Origin of the sequence: Shewanella sp. MF08487 (genome assembly GCF_050848685.1) — a bacterium.
GTDB lineage: Bacteria > Pseudomonadota > Gammaproteobacteria > Enterobacterales > Shewanellaceae > Shewanella > Shewanella glacialipiscicola.
The window spans coordinates 89,776-103,295 of the sequence record NZ_JBOZPB010000006.1 but is presented as its reverse complement, the minus strand read 5'-3'; the positions used below and the strand labels follow the sequence as shown (position 1 = coordinate 103,295).

Sequence of the window (13,520 nt, the reverse complement as noted above, 5' to 3'; positions counted from 1 at the left end):
GACTCGCCATATAAGGTGAGTCAATCGGTTTAAAAAAAGCCCCGCATAGGAAACTGTGCGGGGCTTTTTGTTGGCTTCATTTAGAGGTTAATCAGTTATCACCTCGTCGTCGATGAATCTTATGCTGTTGCGGTAAGGGTATAACATTCACGAGATGTTTCAGGCAATCGTCTCCGTTGAGGTGATGAGCATGTCACTATTACCAGATTGTCATAGAGGTTATGTTTAATGCTATTTAACTAACCTGTAGAGACGCAGAGCTTACCCCCGAGTTGGTTACCTAATGTCCAATTTTATTGAGCACTGGGATAAGTTCCATGCGGATGCTATCGGGTGTTTGGCTATGCCAGAACCCTGCTAAGTAAGCGCCCAGCGGTAGAATAAATAATGCGATGAGCACTAATGCGAGTAATCCCTTGTGGCCGAGTCTGTGGCCAGATTTAAGCCCTAGGCCGAGTGCGGCTGATTTAGGACAAGCCGCAACGCAGCGCATGCAGGCTTGGCACTCGTCACTTCGCACTGTGGTTTTAGTGTGCACTATGATGTTTGCTGGGCAAGCTCGGGTGCACTTGTCGCATTTCATTCCTTTCGCTTCGATAAGACAGTGCTGGGTATCGCGGCGGATTTTTAATGGACTGGCGAAACTTAATATCCCCAGCATGGCACCATAGGGACATAAATAGCGGCAGAATCCCTGACGACGCGATGCCGCTAACGCAAGGATCAGCGCAAATACTAACAAGGTAATTAGGCTCGGTGTCAGGAAAAACAGTGCCATCTTCAAATCGGCAATCTTATGATAATTGCCATCGAGATAATGAGGAATCGACTGCGCTGGCATGCCAATCACTATGTAGCACAGTGCTAATAGCAATAGATACTTAAGCATTCGCAGTGGCCAGTCTAGCCAAGCTGGTGGTGTTAGCTCAGCTTTTATAAAACGTTTTCTAAAGGCATATAGATATTCCCCAGCTAAACCTAAGGGGCAGGCCCAGCCGCAAAATGCCCGCTTGCACAGTAGTCCGGTGATTAATACTGCTGCCAGCATTACTGCTGCCGCTGGATGTGTTTGATCCCATAAATTGAGGCTGATAATCGCTTTAAGCTCAATCCCACCCGCAATCGGTAAGAAGGCATCAACCACATCAGGGCGCATGAGCCAAGGCGTAATCCCTTGCTTAAGTAGCACTGTATTGATGGTGTATTGCACGGCAACCAGTAACAGCGATAACGCCAACACATGTTGAGTCCCTTCACGAAGGGTATTGATTTTAATCTCCCCCTTGAACTCGTCAGGTGCAAATCTATGGACGAGTAATGCCAATGGCAGCGCAATAATGAGTCCTAGCGCTAACGGCCAATAAAGGCTAATAGTAACCGCGCCGACACTCAGCAATAAAGTAACTACAGCGCCCCATTTTTTGCCGCTCCAATAACTAAGAGAGGCGAGATACATGAGTGCCAACATTAAGGTAAGTGATTCGATAAAAGTCATAATGGTGAGTACAACGTATGATCAATAAGTGCTAAGTCAGAGTGATGAAATTAAGATAAGTTTTTGAGTGCTAAGTGAAATTGTGCTGCAGATCTAACATTTTAAGTATCAATCAGTTAAAGCGCGGGATAGCTCACAAAGCCGAATATTTGGGGCTTGCACAAAAAGAACATAGGTCGCAGGAGGAGATAAATATTATGGGCAGAAAAAGCCCTAGCAATGGGTATGGCTAGGGCTGACATGAGTTGGGCGTTTTGTTCAGCTCTTTGATTTTTCCAGAGACTCAATAAATTTATTGGACTCATCAATCGATATGTTCATCTCTTTAATTAGATCTGAAATATCAGTTTGTAGGCTGGCAAACTCACCTTTAATTGCACCAATCGCTTGGGCGTTCAAGTTATGTTTGAGATACAGCATGTTGTCTTTCAAGGCGGTGAGAATGGGTGACATTTTTGATTCAGCACGACGCATCGTTTTGACCAATTGTTGATAAGAACGGCGGGTTTCCTTTAGTTTAGTTTCGCTATCTCGACGCAAATTAGTTTTGCTGATTTCACTAATTTCATTTTGCCATTCTTCAAATAAGGCATCGGCTACGCCTTCGACTTTATTAATGTGATTACTGACGTTATCGGCTGCACTTTGGGCTGATTCATACTCATCTTTGGCCTTGTTATAGGCTTTCTCTAGGTTGCCGCCGTCGTGACTGAGTAAGGCTTGCATCTCCTTGAGGGCGTCGCCAAATTCTTCTTGGGCGTCCTCTTGGGATTCTTTGGCTGCTTTAACTCTGTCGACCATAATATCGCGTTTATGGTAACCGACTTTTTCCATCGCGCCGTAGTAAGCACTTTGACAGCCACCGAGTAAGAGGCTAGCGGCAATCAAGCTTAAAGTGATCCGTTTTTTCATTTGAGTTTCCGTTGCTGGGTGAAATAGCATTAATCGGCCTTAAATCGTGCTGCATCAATAATGCTCCACAGATGAAAGATAGCACCGATGACAGCAGGTACAATCAACCACCAGAGGGCATAACCCACCACAGTGATAACAAAAAACAGCAGCGCAGCCATAATTCTACCTTGCAGCAGTTGGCCTAACCCAGGGAAAAATAAGCTCGCAATCGCCGAAATAACGTTACCTGCAGATCCTTGTTGCGACATCTATTCACTCCTTAGACTTGTAAATTAAGTGTTTATTGTACGAAGATAACGAGTCTATACCAACAGAAGCAAGAGAAACCCGTGACTAAAAAGATAGAACTGGCTCAAATTCGCGTTTTATTCCTCGGGATCTGGCACTTTCTGCTGCATTTAAGACAGCGTCTGGTGGAAGATCAAATCAATATCCGTGCGGGGCATTTAGCCTATGTCACCTTGCTATCGCTGGTACCTCTGGTGGCTGTGACTATGTCGATGCTGTCAGCTTTTCCGGTATTTAAGGGCATTCGAGGGCAGATTGAAGGCTTTGTTTATCAGAACTTTTTACCCGCGGCTGGCGATACTGTACAAACGTATATTAATGAATTTGTTGGAAATGCCTCTAAAGGCACCGCCGTTGGGATCGCCGCGTTAGTTGTGGTCGCCATTATGCTGATTTCTGCCATTGATAAAGCACTCAATAATATTTGGCGTACTAAAGAAAAGCGTTCTATCGTAGTGGCTTTTTCTATGTATTGGATGGTGCTTACCCTCGGCCCTGTACTCGTAGGTGCCAGTTTAGTTGCAACGTCTTATGTGGTGTCATTGAAGGTTTTTAATGGTCAGTTGTCGGGCGTTATGCCGTTGTTTATTGAACGCTTACCTATGTTATTTTCGGTGGCGGCATTTTTACTGCTCTACATAGTCGTACCTAATAAAAAGGTAAAGTTTTTACACGCTTTATTAGGCGCGATTGTCGCCGCACTGTTGTTCGAGTTGGGTAAAAAAGCCTTTGCCTTGTATGTGACTCAATTTCCGAGTTACGAGGCTATTTATGGCGCTTTGGCGGTGATCCCCATTATATTCGTCTGGGTGTATTTATCGTGGATGATAGTGTTACTCGGCGCCGAAATCACCGCTGCGATGCCAGAGTATTTGGATTATGAGTCGAGTTTTGATAATGAAACGGATCTTGAAGGCCAGCCGCTAGATCATTCAGCCCCCGTTGAGCCGTCGGCAATATTAACGCCGGCAGAGATGACGGCCTTAAATGCTGTGATTAAGTCAGATCAAAATGACGCGGCTAAATAGTTAGAGCGTGGCGATAACATCAAATGATTGATTCAGTGCCTCAATCCTGCCCGCCTTTTATCCGCCGAGATTGGATTAGTGTTGGCAATGGCCAAAAATTACATCTAGCGCAATATGGTAATCCGCAGGGGATCCCCCTATTGTATTTACACGGCGGGCCTGGAGCGGGCTGTGATATCAGTGAGTTAACCTTATTTAATGCTGAGCAATATTGGATTTTATTGCTAGATCAGCGCGGTGCAGGGCAGTCTTTACCTTTAGGTGATTTATCTCATAACCATTTAAATGGTTTGATCTGCGATATTGAAGCCATTCGTTTAAATTTAGGTATTGAACGCTGGTGCTTAGTCGGTGGCTCTTTTGGGGCGACATTAGGCTTAATTTACAGCGGATTATTTCCTGAGAGGGTGATAGCGCAAGTATTGTGGGCATTATTTATTCCCTCTAAAGCGGGTATCGATTGGCTTTATGGTTATGACGGTGCAGCAAGGTTACAACCTGCGGCTTATCGTCTCTTTAGTGGCAACTCATCGATGCCTGTGCCATTGACGGAACTGCTGGATGATTATCAGCAGGGGTTGTCATCGGTAGACACTGTCCAGCGACATTATTATGCTCGGAGCTGGATCCAGTGGGAATTAAAGCTTGCTGGCGCTAGATTAGTATTGCCAAGGCAGTTACCCGAAACCGTATTGGCATTAGCCGATATTGAACTGCACTTTGCTAGGCATGATTACTTCAATGCTATGAGTGTATTACAGCGCGTGACCCCAAGGGTGAAGGCGCGTAGTGTGTTATTGCAAGGCATGCAGGATGCGATTTGCCCTGCAGCACTCTTACAGCATTTTTTGGCTGAACAAGAGCATGCTATAACGCTGATCACTGTTAACGATGGCGCACATATGCTCAATAGTGAGAGTTTGTTTTTAGCGGTAACAGCAGAAATCCACGCTATGTGGATATGGATACATCAAAGGGAAATACCATGAAAACGATACTGTTCAGTGCCAGCTTACTCTGGCTTACCGCTTGTGCAACCACGGTACCATCTCAAACTACCGCTATTAATCCTGCATCCGCCCAGGAGGCCGTGAGTGCGCCTGTAGCGCCTAAAGTCGTCGAGTTAGGTGGCATGACTAACGAAGCCGCAGCACAGCGCTTATATCAAGCATTGCTTAATGCAAATTATCTGGCCACCTTAGTCTCGCCAACTAAGGTGGCGGTACAGTTTGGCAATAATCAATTTTTGCTTGAGCCGAGTATTAATTCCGCTGGCATTGACCGCATCTTAATGAATCGTTTTTATGCTGTACATCCACAATTGCAAGCCAGTCCAGAATTACTGGTGGTGATTGGCACCTTAAACCAAAATTTGAACTTTGCTAAGTTTGTCTTGCGAGATCAAGGTGCTGTGATCCAAGTACAAGGTGTTGTGACCTTTGCCGAACGGGTTGAAATAGAAGAATTACGCCGCTTTATGTTGTGGACTAATAACGGTTTGGCCCAAGTTGCACAGTCATTACCTGAGGGTGTCGATCAACTTATTCGTCCTATTCCACTAATACCTTAAATGCTTCCCGTTAAGCCTAAATCGAAAACTAAAAGGAAAAGTTGTGATTGCCTTAATTCAAAGAGTAAGCGGTGCCAGTGTGGTTGTCGATCATCAAACCATAGGTGTAATCGACAAAGGTTTGTTAGTTCTCTTGGGTGTTGAGCGGGAAGATACTCGAGATAAAATGGAGAAGCTGGCAACTAAAGTGATGAGTTACCGTGTATTTTCTGATGACAATGGCAAGATGAATCTCAACTTAGAACAAGTCGGTGGCTCCTTATTAGTGGTATCGCAATTTACTTTAGCCGCAGATACCGACCGTGGCCTGAGGCCGAGTTTTTCGGGTGCGGGTACGCCTGATCAGGCGTTGGTCCTATATGAAGAGTTTGTGGCCTTTTGCCGCGCTAAGGGCGTAAATACACAAACCGGACAATTTGGTGCCGATATGCAAGTGTCATTAGTCAATGATGGCCCTGTGACGTTTAATCTGCAGGTGTAGTCTTTCGCGCAGGGTTTTATATTGGCAGTTAAATATTGGACCTCTTTAATATTGCAGTGCTCAAAGGCGGTAGTAAGCTAATGTAACGAGATCAATTAGTTACTCAATCAATGACACAACTCCTCACTCAATTATGCCAAACATGGCATAACACCATTCCCGCGAGTGGCTTTATGCAGATCGCTCCGCTCAGTTATTGCGAGGGTGAGTTTCAAGCTACAGCGCCAATTGAGCCCAATATTAATCTGCATCAAACTATGTTTGCAGGCAGTATTTATACTTTGATGACCTTAACCGGTTGGGGCGCCGTATGGCTGAACCAGCAGTTAGCTGGCGTTACAGGCGATATTGTGCTCGCAGATGCCCATATTCGCTATCTTGCTCCAGTGACCTGTAACCCGGTAGCTAAAGTGCAATGGCCAAGAGTAGATCTGTGTCCATTACAAAGGGGGCGGAGAGTTAAGGTGAAGCTCGAAGTGCAGTTGCATTGCGATAATACACTGTGTGCGATTTTTGAGGGCTTGTATGTGAGCGCGCCAAAAGTGGCCTTAGCTGTAAGCACTGTTAAAACGCTTTAATACCTTTCTAAAAAATCGAACTGAATCGCAAATTTTATCCGCTTTATTTCTTTTTTATGGGCGAATACACTGACGTCATAGAGTTGAGATATTTCATCTGACTCTGAGTTATTTCCCTATTTTTGGAGCAGATTATGTCTAAAGTCTTAATTTTAAAATCAAGTATTCTTGGCGGTTATTCACAATCTGCCGTATTAATTGATCACTTAGCTAGCCATTGGGAAAACCAAGGCGCTGCTATCACAGTACGCGATTTAGGCGGTAAAGACGTATTGCCTATGGTAGACGGTGAAATCGCATCTGGTTTACGTGGTGGTGCAGAATTATCGGCACGTCAGCAAGAAATGCTCGCATTATCAGATACGTTAGTTGCTGAATTAAAAGCCAGCGATACTCTCGTTATTGCCGCGCCTATGTATAACTTTACTATTCCGGCTCAACTTAAAAACTGGATCGATTTCATTGCCCGCGCTGGTGTGACTTTTACTTACACTGAAACAGGTCCAAAAGGATTAGTGGAAGGTAAACGCGCCGTGTTGGTGACGACCCGTGGCGGCGCTCACAAAGATGGTCCTACTGATCATGTGGTGCCTTACCTGAAAACGGTTTTAGCCTTTATTGGTATCACTAATGTTGAAGTGGTTTACGCAGAGGCGCTAAATATGGGCCCAGAAGCACACGACAAAGGTATGAGCGAGGCAAAACACAGCATCGATCAGCTGAAAGCATAATCGCTTTATTTATCGATCTGATTTAGCAGAATAAAAAATGCCAGCCTTAAATGGGCTGGCATTTTTTATGTCAATTTCACTACCGCTTGGTAGGCTGTAAACTCAATCGTTGAGCGAACCGTCATTAACCAGACATTCACACCCAAGCACGCCAAATGAAATCATTAGCGTGTTTGGGTTATGTATTTCAATATCAGATTTTATAGGCGGAGGCTTTGGTCTGGTAAGCCGTGGCGATTTGGCTCAGAGTGAGTGTCCCTTGGGATAGCTCTTGCACTTTCGCGGCTAATTGATTGATAGCTTCAGCATTATCGATAATATCTTCCCCAATATGAGTAAGTACTTTGCTCTGGGATTGAGTGGTATGGGCAACGCTTTCACTCGACACCGCAACATGGGTTATTTGTTCCGATCTTTGTGCAAGACCATTAGCGATTTCACTGGTGTGTTTCAAGTTTTCAATGGTGCTTTGTTTACTTAAGTCCATTGATTCAACCGTTTTAATCATACTGGTATTAAGGTGAGCTAATACTGTGGCTATATCATCGGTTGAGCGTCCAGTACGCTGCGCTAAGGCTCTGACTTCATCAGCGACAACGGCAAAACCACGGCCACTTTCTCCTGCTCGTGCAGCTTCGATGGCGGCATTGAGGGCGAGTAGGTTAGTCTGCTCAGAGATGCTGCGGATCGCTTCTAACAATTTAGTAATCGCACTGACATCAGAGGTTAATTCCGTTAAGAACTCAGTCACTTCAGTAGTGTTTTTCTCTAGTTTTTTCATATCGGCCATAATATTAAGCGCACTTTTTCTATCTTCATCGCTGGAGTTTGCGGCTTGGCGTGCGCTTTGTGCTGAGTCGTTACTATCGACTGCGGCTTGGCTTATCTGCTGGATCACATTTTGTGCGGTATCGGAAATCTGTTGTGCCTGTTGGTTTTGCGTATGTACTGCGCGTTGGGTTTCATCACTGAGCTGCTTTAAGTTATTCGTCGTTTTTGCCATATCGACGGCAATGTCGCGGTAGTCGGAGAACACCTGCGCGAGTTCTTCGAGCATGGTATTAAAAGCTATTTCAGCATGGTTTTTTGCAGGTACCAGTCGAATCGAAATATCCTTAAACTCTGAAATCTGTTGGATAGCATCTGCAATGCGCTGATTCGCGGAGGATTCTACGCGCATCATCGAGGCCAGTAGAATAAGAATACCGGCTTCGGCAACAGCAAACATTGCATGTATAAAAGTAATATCCCAAGAGCACTGACCCGCAAAAAGCATAATCGCGACGTGATTTATTTCTACACTCTGCATTTGAATGTAGGTAAATAACACATGGTGAACAGCTACTGTGAGTAGTGCGGCAACGATGGGCTCCCAACGTTGGTAAATTAAAAAAACAGCCATCATAGCGAAGATATGAAAGTGCATTTCAAGCATACCCATTTGGGTCTGAATGAGTAGACCTGACACTGTCATCATGATCACAGCCGCCACTATGGCAAACATAGGCGTATTTTTGAGCAGGCTGTAACTGATTTGAGTGATGAGCAAAACGGCAATGGCGGCCAAAGTGGCGAAGCCCAGCATTTGTGCTCCAAAAAAACCACTCACAAACAGCATTGGTGCCTGTGCGAGGAGTATACGATATAAGGTCTGATCGTTTTTAGCCGTTATTGACGTGTTGGATAGCTGATTCATTTTTGTTTGCCTAATTTGAAGACATCATAGTATTAAGGTCTGTTAGCAATCTGTCGATTATAAGCTGCTGTTGAGTATAGGTTTGTTTTAACTGTCCCGTTGGGGAAATTAAATAAAGATTACCAGAATGTAGATTGATATCACTGGTTGCTGTTGATTTTTCCGCCAGTTGCCATTGCAGTTTCTCTAGTTGCTTTGGTGTTAATTCGGCACTAAAAAACTGTACTGACTGACTATCGATCATTTGTTGTCTAATGTCTGGCGTGTCATTTTGTGGGTCTACTGTGACAAACAAGAATTGAATATTTTGCCTTTCTGTTTCGGTCAGCTTTTCCATTAGCAACTTCACCTGATGGGTCCGAATAGGACAAATCTGTGAGCAGCTTAAAAAACCAAGAAAGAGATAACTCGGTCCTTTTTTCCAATCGCTAAATTGGTGCTGTGTGCCATTAATATCCTGCCAAGTAAAATCGATAGCAGTATTCTGGTGGGTTTGGATACCGTAGCTGCCAGAGATGACTTGATTGAGATAAGTCACCGCCGGAAGGAGTAACAAAGCTAAGACGATGATGAGCGCAGTGCTTATGAATACGCTAGGTTTTTTCATATAGATTTTATTTAATACTCTGAAATTTAATGATTGTATCGACGAGCAATTCCATTGCATTAGATATTATTTATGTTCTATTGACCAGTAGTGATTTACTTACAAAGTAAAGATAGGTCGTAAAGATACGTTTGAAGTTTGTAACTGGATCACTTAATGCGGATAAGGGAATATTAACGATAGTTTTTAGGCGGCTTGCTATGTCGTTTGTTATCAGCCGCCGCCTCGTTTTGAGCATCATTAGACGTTATTCTTCGTTCAGTGAATAACACGCCATAAGTACGACATGTCATCACTTAGCGTCGATACGTCTTAGCTTTTCCAGCGTTTAAAAATCAGCGAAGTATTAATGCCGCCAAAGGCGAAGTTATTGCTCATGACATAATCAGTATTAATGAGGCGAGGTTCGTGACGGATATAGTCCAAATCAGCGCATTGTGGGTCGATATGCTCAAGGTTAAGTGTTGGTGCAAACCAACCCTCATTCATCATTTCGATACTCAGCCAAGCTTCTAGTGCACCGCATGCACCTAAGGTGTGGCCTGTGTAGCTTTTAAGCGATGAAATCGGCATACCAGCGCCAAATACGGCATAGGTTGCATGACTTTCGGCAATATCACCACGATCGGTCGCCGTGCCGTGGGCGTTAACATAGCCTATGGCACTGGGCTCAATTTGTGCATCTTTGAGTGCCAATCTAATGGCAATTTCCATCGTTTGGGCATTGGGCTGAGTGATGTGTTGGCCGTCGGAATTCGTGCCAAAGCCCACTAATTCGGCGTAAATTTTTGCACCACGCGCTTTGGCGTGTTCGAGTTCTTCGAGCACCAGCGTGCAAGCGCCTTCGCCAATAACTAAGCCATCACGCGCGACATCAAAGGGGCGCGGCGTGAGTTCAGGCGTGGTGTTTTGAGTGCTGGTAGCAAATAGGGTGTCAAATACAACAGCTTCGGTGGGGCAGAGTTCTTCGCCGCCGCCCGCCAACATTAAGGTTTGTTGGCCAAACTTAATGGCCTCATAGGCGTAACCTATGCCTTGACTGCCCGAAGTGCACGCGCTGCTGGTGGTGTGAATTCGACCTTTTAAACCAAAAAATACCCCTACATTCACCGCTGCCGTATGCGCCATCATGCGAATATAACTGGTGGCAGAAATACCTGACATATCACCGGTTTTCAGCATATCGCCAAAGGCGCTGATAGGATCGGTACTGCCAGTAGATGAGCCATAGGCGATACCCATTTCACCCGATGACACGATAGGATCGTCCAATAATCCAGCGTCAATTAACGCAAGCTCACTGGCACGAGTCGCCATGATTGCAACCCTGCCCATAGAGCGAATTTTTTTGCGCGAATAATGACTCGGTATTTCAAAGTCTGTGATGGGTGCGGCTAAACGTGTGTTGAGATCCTGGTACTTATCCCAATCACTCATAATAACAACCGCGTTTTTTTGCGCCTTAAGGCTTGCTGCAATGGTCGGCCAGTCATGACCTAGGGCAGAAATGCCGCCAATGCCCGTGATGACCGCTCGCCTCCCCAAACGGGTTTGATTTGTCGCCTGACTCATTTAGATCATGCCTCCATTAACCGATATGACTTGACGAGTGATATAGGCAGCATCGTCCGACATTAAAAATGCGGCTAACGCAGCGATTTCATTGGGTTTACCCATGCGGCGCATCGGCACTAATTGCTCTATCATGTCTTTAGGGATATCGGCTACCATGTCGGTTTCTATCAAGCCGGGGGCGATACAGTTGACGGTGATTTTACGTTTTGCCAGTTCTAATGACAGTGCCTTAGTCGCGCCGATAATCCCTGCCTTTGAGGCGCTGTAATTCACTTGCCCCCGATTGCCAGCTATCCCTGAGACTGAGGCTAAGGTAATGATGCGTCCCCCTTTGCGGCCTTGTACCATTGGCATTACGCAGGGATGGATCACATTATAAAAGCCATCTAAATTAGTATGGATAACGCTGTCCCACTCGTTTTCTGTCATGGCAGGAAAGGCGGTGTCACGGTTGATGCCCGCATTAAGGATCACGCCGTAATAGGCGCCATGGGTTTGAATATCTGCTTCAATAGTGGTTTTGGCGGCTGCGCGCTCTGCAACATCAAATTTCAGTAGGCTAATATTCACCCCAAGTGCGCGAACTTCAATGGCAGTCGCCTCAGCAGCCGTTTGATTACTGTGATAATGCAGCGCAATATCGTATCCAGCAGCGGCAAGTTTTAGGGCGATGGCTTTACCAATACCGCGGCTTGAACCTGTAACTAATACTCTGTTATTCATTTTTCTATTACCTCAGGCGATTAGGGTTTGGCTGTTATTGCTTGAGTGTCAGTGTCCAAGGAGTTTATTGTCAGCGTCTTGATTTCCGTCAAGGTACGCTCGCGTGTCTTTAGGTAGGAATACATTCACATTAGCTTCAGCGACTAAGCTTTTTTCTTGATTTGAGTCAGGCTCTGGCAACAGATAAATCTGACAATCGAACACGGCTAAGCCTGACTCTTCTTGGTAGATACGCTTTACGTGGATGCGATAGGTGCGGCCAAGTTCGTATTGTTTGGCATGTAATGCTAATTTGCGTGTCCCTAGCAGAAACCCTACGCGGATTTTATCGTTGCACAGCTTGGCCTCTACTCCGGCCAGCGCGGCAATACTTTGCGCCATATATTCGATACCCACATAGTTTGCTACCGCTTGATGTTTATCTTTGAAGTAGGGGCTCTGCGTTGTGATAGTGACTTCGGTAACTAAGGATTCGGACTGATAAGCGATGATTTTATCAATCAACACCATAGGCGCTCGATGTGGGATAAAATCAGTCACTTTTTGTTCAGCGAAGGGTAAATTGATGTTAAGAAAAGACATCATTTAGGCCTCTTTACGGCAAAAAATTAGGCTGGCATTACTGCCACCAAAGGCAAAGGAATTACTCATTACATAATTAAGTGTGCCGCTCGCGGCAACTTGATGACTAGTGACTAAGGCAATCGGTGGATTTTGCGGATCGGCTTGCCCATCCCAGCAATGGGGTGGCAGAGCTTGGCGATGATTATGGGCTGAAAGTAATAAATAGCAGAATGCCGCTTCGATTGCGCCAGCTGCACCTAAGGTATGGCCGACTAAGGGTTTAGTTGAGCTGCAAGGCGGGATGTTTGCGCCAAATATTTCCATTATGGCGCGGCTTTCCATCGCATCATTTTTAGGTGTCGCCGTGCCGTGCAAATTAATGTAGCCAATCTCTGGTGCGGTAATGTTTGCATCTTTTAAAGCCGCTTGCATGGCGGAAATAGCGCCTGCGCCTTCGGGATGCGGCGCCGAAATATGGTGCGCATCACTCGACTCGCCAATCCCTGCTAGCATGACGTCCGATTCACCCAAAGTTAGAGTAAATAACGCTGCGCCTTCGCCGATATTGATCCCATCACGATTGATGCTAAAAGGATTACAGTGACCTTTTGACACAGATTCTAAAGCATTAAAGCCATTAACGGTCAGTTGGCATAAGCTGTCTACACCGCCGACAATCACCATGTCACAGAGGTTAGCATTGAGTAAACGTTTAGCACTAGCAAAGACTTTTGCGCTAGAAGAACAAGCGGTTGAAATCGTGTAACAAGGACCGTCGAGCTGAAAATATTGGCGTAAAAAATCGCTAGTGCTGCCGAGTTCTTGTTGGAAATAGTGATAATCTGCCGGAAAGTGGCCGTGTTGATTGCGATACGCAAGTGCTGCTTCGCCTTTGGAGATCCCTGAGGTGCTAGTGCCTAACACTACGCCTATGCGAGTGGTACCAAAATCCTGTTTTGCTTGCTCAATGGTTTCGGCTATTTGTAGTGCGGCGCAAAGCAGTAATTGATTATTACGACAATCAAATTGGGCAAACTGGGGAGCAATAGTGGGGAGCTCGGCAGTCACGGAGCCGACCAGCGTTGATTGCCCAAATAGCAGCACGTCACTGGTTTGCATGGCGCTGATATCGCCCGCGACTAAGCGATCTAAAACCTGCTGCGGATCTTGCCCTAGTGGGGTACACAATCCAATCTGTGTAATGGCGACTCTGTTCATCATTGCGTATCGTTTTTTTCTGCTATGGCACAGTGAAGTGCGGGTGTTAAA

15 protein-coding genes are annotated in these 13,520 nt (G+C 45.4%); 6 read left to right on the top strand and 9 right to left on the bottom strand.

Translation table 11 applies throughout. The features are described 5' to 3' along the window. Nucleotides 1-280: 280 nt before the first annotated feature. From ACRN9H_RS06410 to ACRN9H_RS06400, 3 genes are all read right to left on the bottom strand, one after another. The gene (locus ACRN9H_RS06410; protein ID WP_432312975.1) at nt 281-1,495 is read right to left on the bottom strand and encodes a 4Fe-4S binding protein; all 1,215 of its coding nucleotides are present in this window, start codon (nt 1,493-1,495) and stop codon (nt 281-283) included. A gap of 258 nt (nt 1,496-1,753) precedes the next feature. After that, nucleotides 1,754-2,407 (bottom strand): DUF2959 domain-containing protein, encoded by a 654-nt coding sequence (locus ACRN9H_RS06405; protein ID WP_432312974.1) that lies wholly within the window; start codon nt 2,405-2,407, stop codon nt 1,754-1,756. Between the two features lie 29 nt (nt 2,408-2,436). Then, a complete protein-coding gene (locus tag ACRN9H_RS06400) occupies nt 2,437-2,658 on the bottom strand; it encodes a hypothetical protein (protein ID WP_220771959.1) in 222 nt (73 codons plus the stop codon). 81 nt (nt 2,659-2,739) lie between these two features. Here ACRN9H_RS06400 and ACRN9H_RS06395 point away from each other — a divergent pair, with 81 nt between their 5' ends. From ACRN9H_RS06395 to azoR, 6 genes are all read left to right on the top strand, one after another. Further along, nucleotides 2,740-3,726 carry a virulence factor BrkB family protein gene (locus ACRN9H_RS06395; protein WP_432312973.1) on the top strand — a complete coding sequence of 329 codons (987 nt, stop codon included), beginning with the start codon at nt 2,740-2,742 and terminating at the stop codon, nt 3,724-3,726. Nucleotides 3,727-3,749: 23 nt separating this feature from the next. Then, entirely contained in the window at nt 3,750-4,715 is a 966-nt protein-coding gene (locus ACRN9H_RS06390) for an alpha/beta fold hydrolase (protein ID WP_432312972.1), read from the top strand. Continuing rightward, on the top strand, nt 4,712-5,296 hold the full coding sequence (locus ACRN9H_RS06385) for a hypothetical protein (RefSeq protein ID WP_432312971.1): 585 nt from the start codon (nt 4,712-4,714) through the stop codon (nt 5,294-5,296). The genes ACRN9H_RS06390 and ACRN9H_RS06385 overlap by 4 nt, the downstream gene beginning before the upstream one ends. A gap of 43 nt (nt 5,297-5,339) precedes the next feature. Then, complete coding sequence (gene dtd / locus ACRN9H_RS06380; protein ID WP_432312970.1) at nt 5,340-5,777, top strand: D-aminoacyl-tRNA deacylase; 438 nt, start codon at nt 5,340-5,342, stop codon at nt 5,775-5,777. A gap of 110 nt (nt 5,778-5,887) precedes the next feature. After that, the gene (locus tag ACRN9H_RS06375) at nt 5,888-6,355 is read left to right on the top strand and encodes a thioesterase domain-containing protein (protein ID WP_432312969.1); all 468 of its coding nucleotides are present in this window, start codon (nt 5,888-5,890) and stop codon (nt 6,353-6,355) included. 134 nt (nt 6,356-6,489) lie between these two features. Beyond that, nucleotides 6,490-7,086: an FMN-dependent NADH-azoreductase gene (azoR, locus tag ACRN9H_RS06370; RefSeq protein WP_432312968.1), complete on the top strand. Its 597-nt coding sequence runs from the start codon at nt 6,490-6,492 to the stop codon at nt 7,084-7,086. Between the two features lie 193 nt (nt 7,087-7,279). Here azoR and ACRN9H_RS06365 read toward each other — a convergent pair whose 3' ends face one another. The 6 genes from ACRN9H_RS06365 to ACRN9H_RS06340 all read right to left on the bottom strand — a co-directional run bounded on the left by ACRN9H_RS06365 (nt 7,280) and on the right by ACRN9H_RS06340 (nt 13,472). Further along, nucleotides 7,280-8,782 (bottom strand): methyl-accepting chemotaxis protein, encoded by a 1,503-nt coding sequence (locus ACRN9H_RS06365; protein ID WP_263188134.1) that lies wholly within the window; start codon nt 8,780-8,782, stop codon nt 7,280-7,282. Between the two features lie 10 nt (nt 8,783-8,792). Further along, nucleotides 8,793-9,389 (bottom strand): SCO family protein, encoded by a 597-nt coding sequence (locus ACRN9H_RS06360; RefSeq protein ID WP_432312967.1) that lies wholly within the window; start codon nt 9,387-9,389, stop codon nt 8,793-8,795. A 312-nt stretch (nt 9,390-9,701) separates the two neighbouring features. Continuing rightward, entirely contained in the window at nt 9,702-10,961 is a 1,260-nt protein-coding gene (locus tag ACRN9H_RS06355) for a beta-ketoacyl-ACP synthase (protein WP_432312966.1), read from the bottom strand. Further along, nucleotides 10,962-11,687 (bottom strand): 3-ketoacyl-ACP reductase FabG2, encoded by a 726-nt coding sequence (locus ACRN9H_RS06350; RefSeq protein WP_432312965.1) that lies wholly within the window; start codon nt 11,685-11,687, stop codon nt 10,962-10,964. A gap of 48 nt (nt 11,688-11,735) precedes the next feature. After that, on the bottom strand, nt 11,736-12,269 hold the full coding sequence (locus ACRN9H_RS06345; RefSeq protein WP_432313049.1) for a hotdog family protein: 534 nt from the start codon (nt 12,267-12,269) through the stop codon (nt 11,736-11,738). A 3-nt stretch (nt 12,270-12,272) separates the two neighbouring features. Further along, nucleotides 12,273-13,472, bottom strand: coding sequence for a beta-ketoacyl-[acyl-carrier-protein] synthase family protein (locus ACRN9H_RS06340; RefSeq protein WP_432312964.1), 1,200 nt, complete (start codon nt 13,470-13,472; stop codon nt 12,273-12,275). Nucleotides 13,473-13,520 lie beyond the last annotated feature (48 nt).

Excerpts from the sequence above, each read along its gene's own strand:
- ACRN9H_RS06410 (WP_432312975.1), bottom strand. The coding sequence starts at position 1,495 with ATGACTTTTATCGAATCACTTACCTTAATGTTGGCACTCATGTATCTC.
- ACRN9H_RS06405 (WP_432312974.1), bottom strand. The coding sequence starts at position 2,407 with ATGAAAAAACGGATCACTTTAAGCTTGATTGCCGCTAGCCTCTTACTC.
- ACRN9H_RS06400 (WP_220771959.1), bottom strand. The coding sequence starts at position 2,658 with ATGTCGCAACAAGGATCTGCAGGTAACGTTATTTCGGCGATTGCGAGC.
- ACRN9H_RS06390 (WP_432312972.1), top strand. The coding sequence starts at position 3,750 with ATGATTGATTCAGTGCCTCAATCCTGCCCGCCTTTTATCCGCCGAGAT.
- ACRN9H_RS06385 (WP_432312971.1), top strand. The coding sequence starts at position 4,712 with ATGAAAACGATACTGTTCAGTGCCAGCTTACTCTGGCTTACCGCTTGT.
- ACRN9H_RS06375 (WP_432312969.1), top strand. The coding sequence starts at position 5,888 with ATGACACAACTCCTCACTCAATTATGCCAAACATGGCATAACACCATT.
- azoR (WP_432312968.1), top strand. The coding sequence starts at position 6,490 with ATGTCTAAAGTCTTAATTTTAAAATCAAGTATTCTTGGCGGTTATTCA.
- ACRN9H_RS06365 (WP_263188134.1), bottom strand. The coding sequence starts at position 8,782 with ATGAATCAGCTATCCAACACGTCAATAACGGCTAAAAACGATCAGACC.
- ACRN9H_RS06360 (WP_432312967.1), bottom strand. The coding sequence starts at position 9,389 with ATGAAAAAACCTAGCGTATTCATAAGCACTGCGCTCATCATCGTCTTA.
- ACRN9H_RS06355 (WP_432312966.1), bottom strand. The coding sequence starts at position 10,961 with ATGAGTCAGGCGACAAATCAAACCCGTTTGGGGAGGCGAGCGGTCATC.
- ACRN9H_RS06350 (WP_432312965.1), bottom strand. The coding sequence starts at position 11,687 with ATGAATAACAGAGTATTAGTTACAGGTTCAAGCCGCGGTATTGGTAAA.
- ACRN9H_RS06345 (WP_432313049.1), bottom strand. The coding sequence starts at position 12,269 with ATGTCTTTTCTTAACATCAATTTACCCTTCGCTGAACAAAAAGTGACT.
- ACRN9H_RS06340 (WP_432312964.1), bottom strand. The coding sequence starts at position 13,472 with ATGATGAACAGAGTCGCCATTACACAGATTGGATTGTGTACCCCACTA.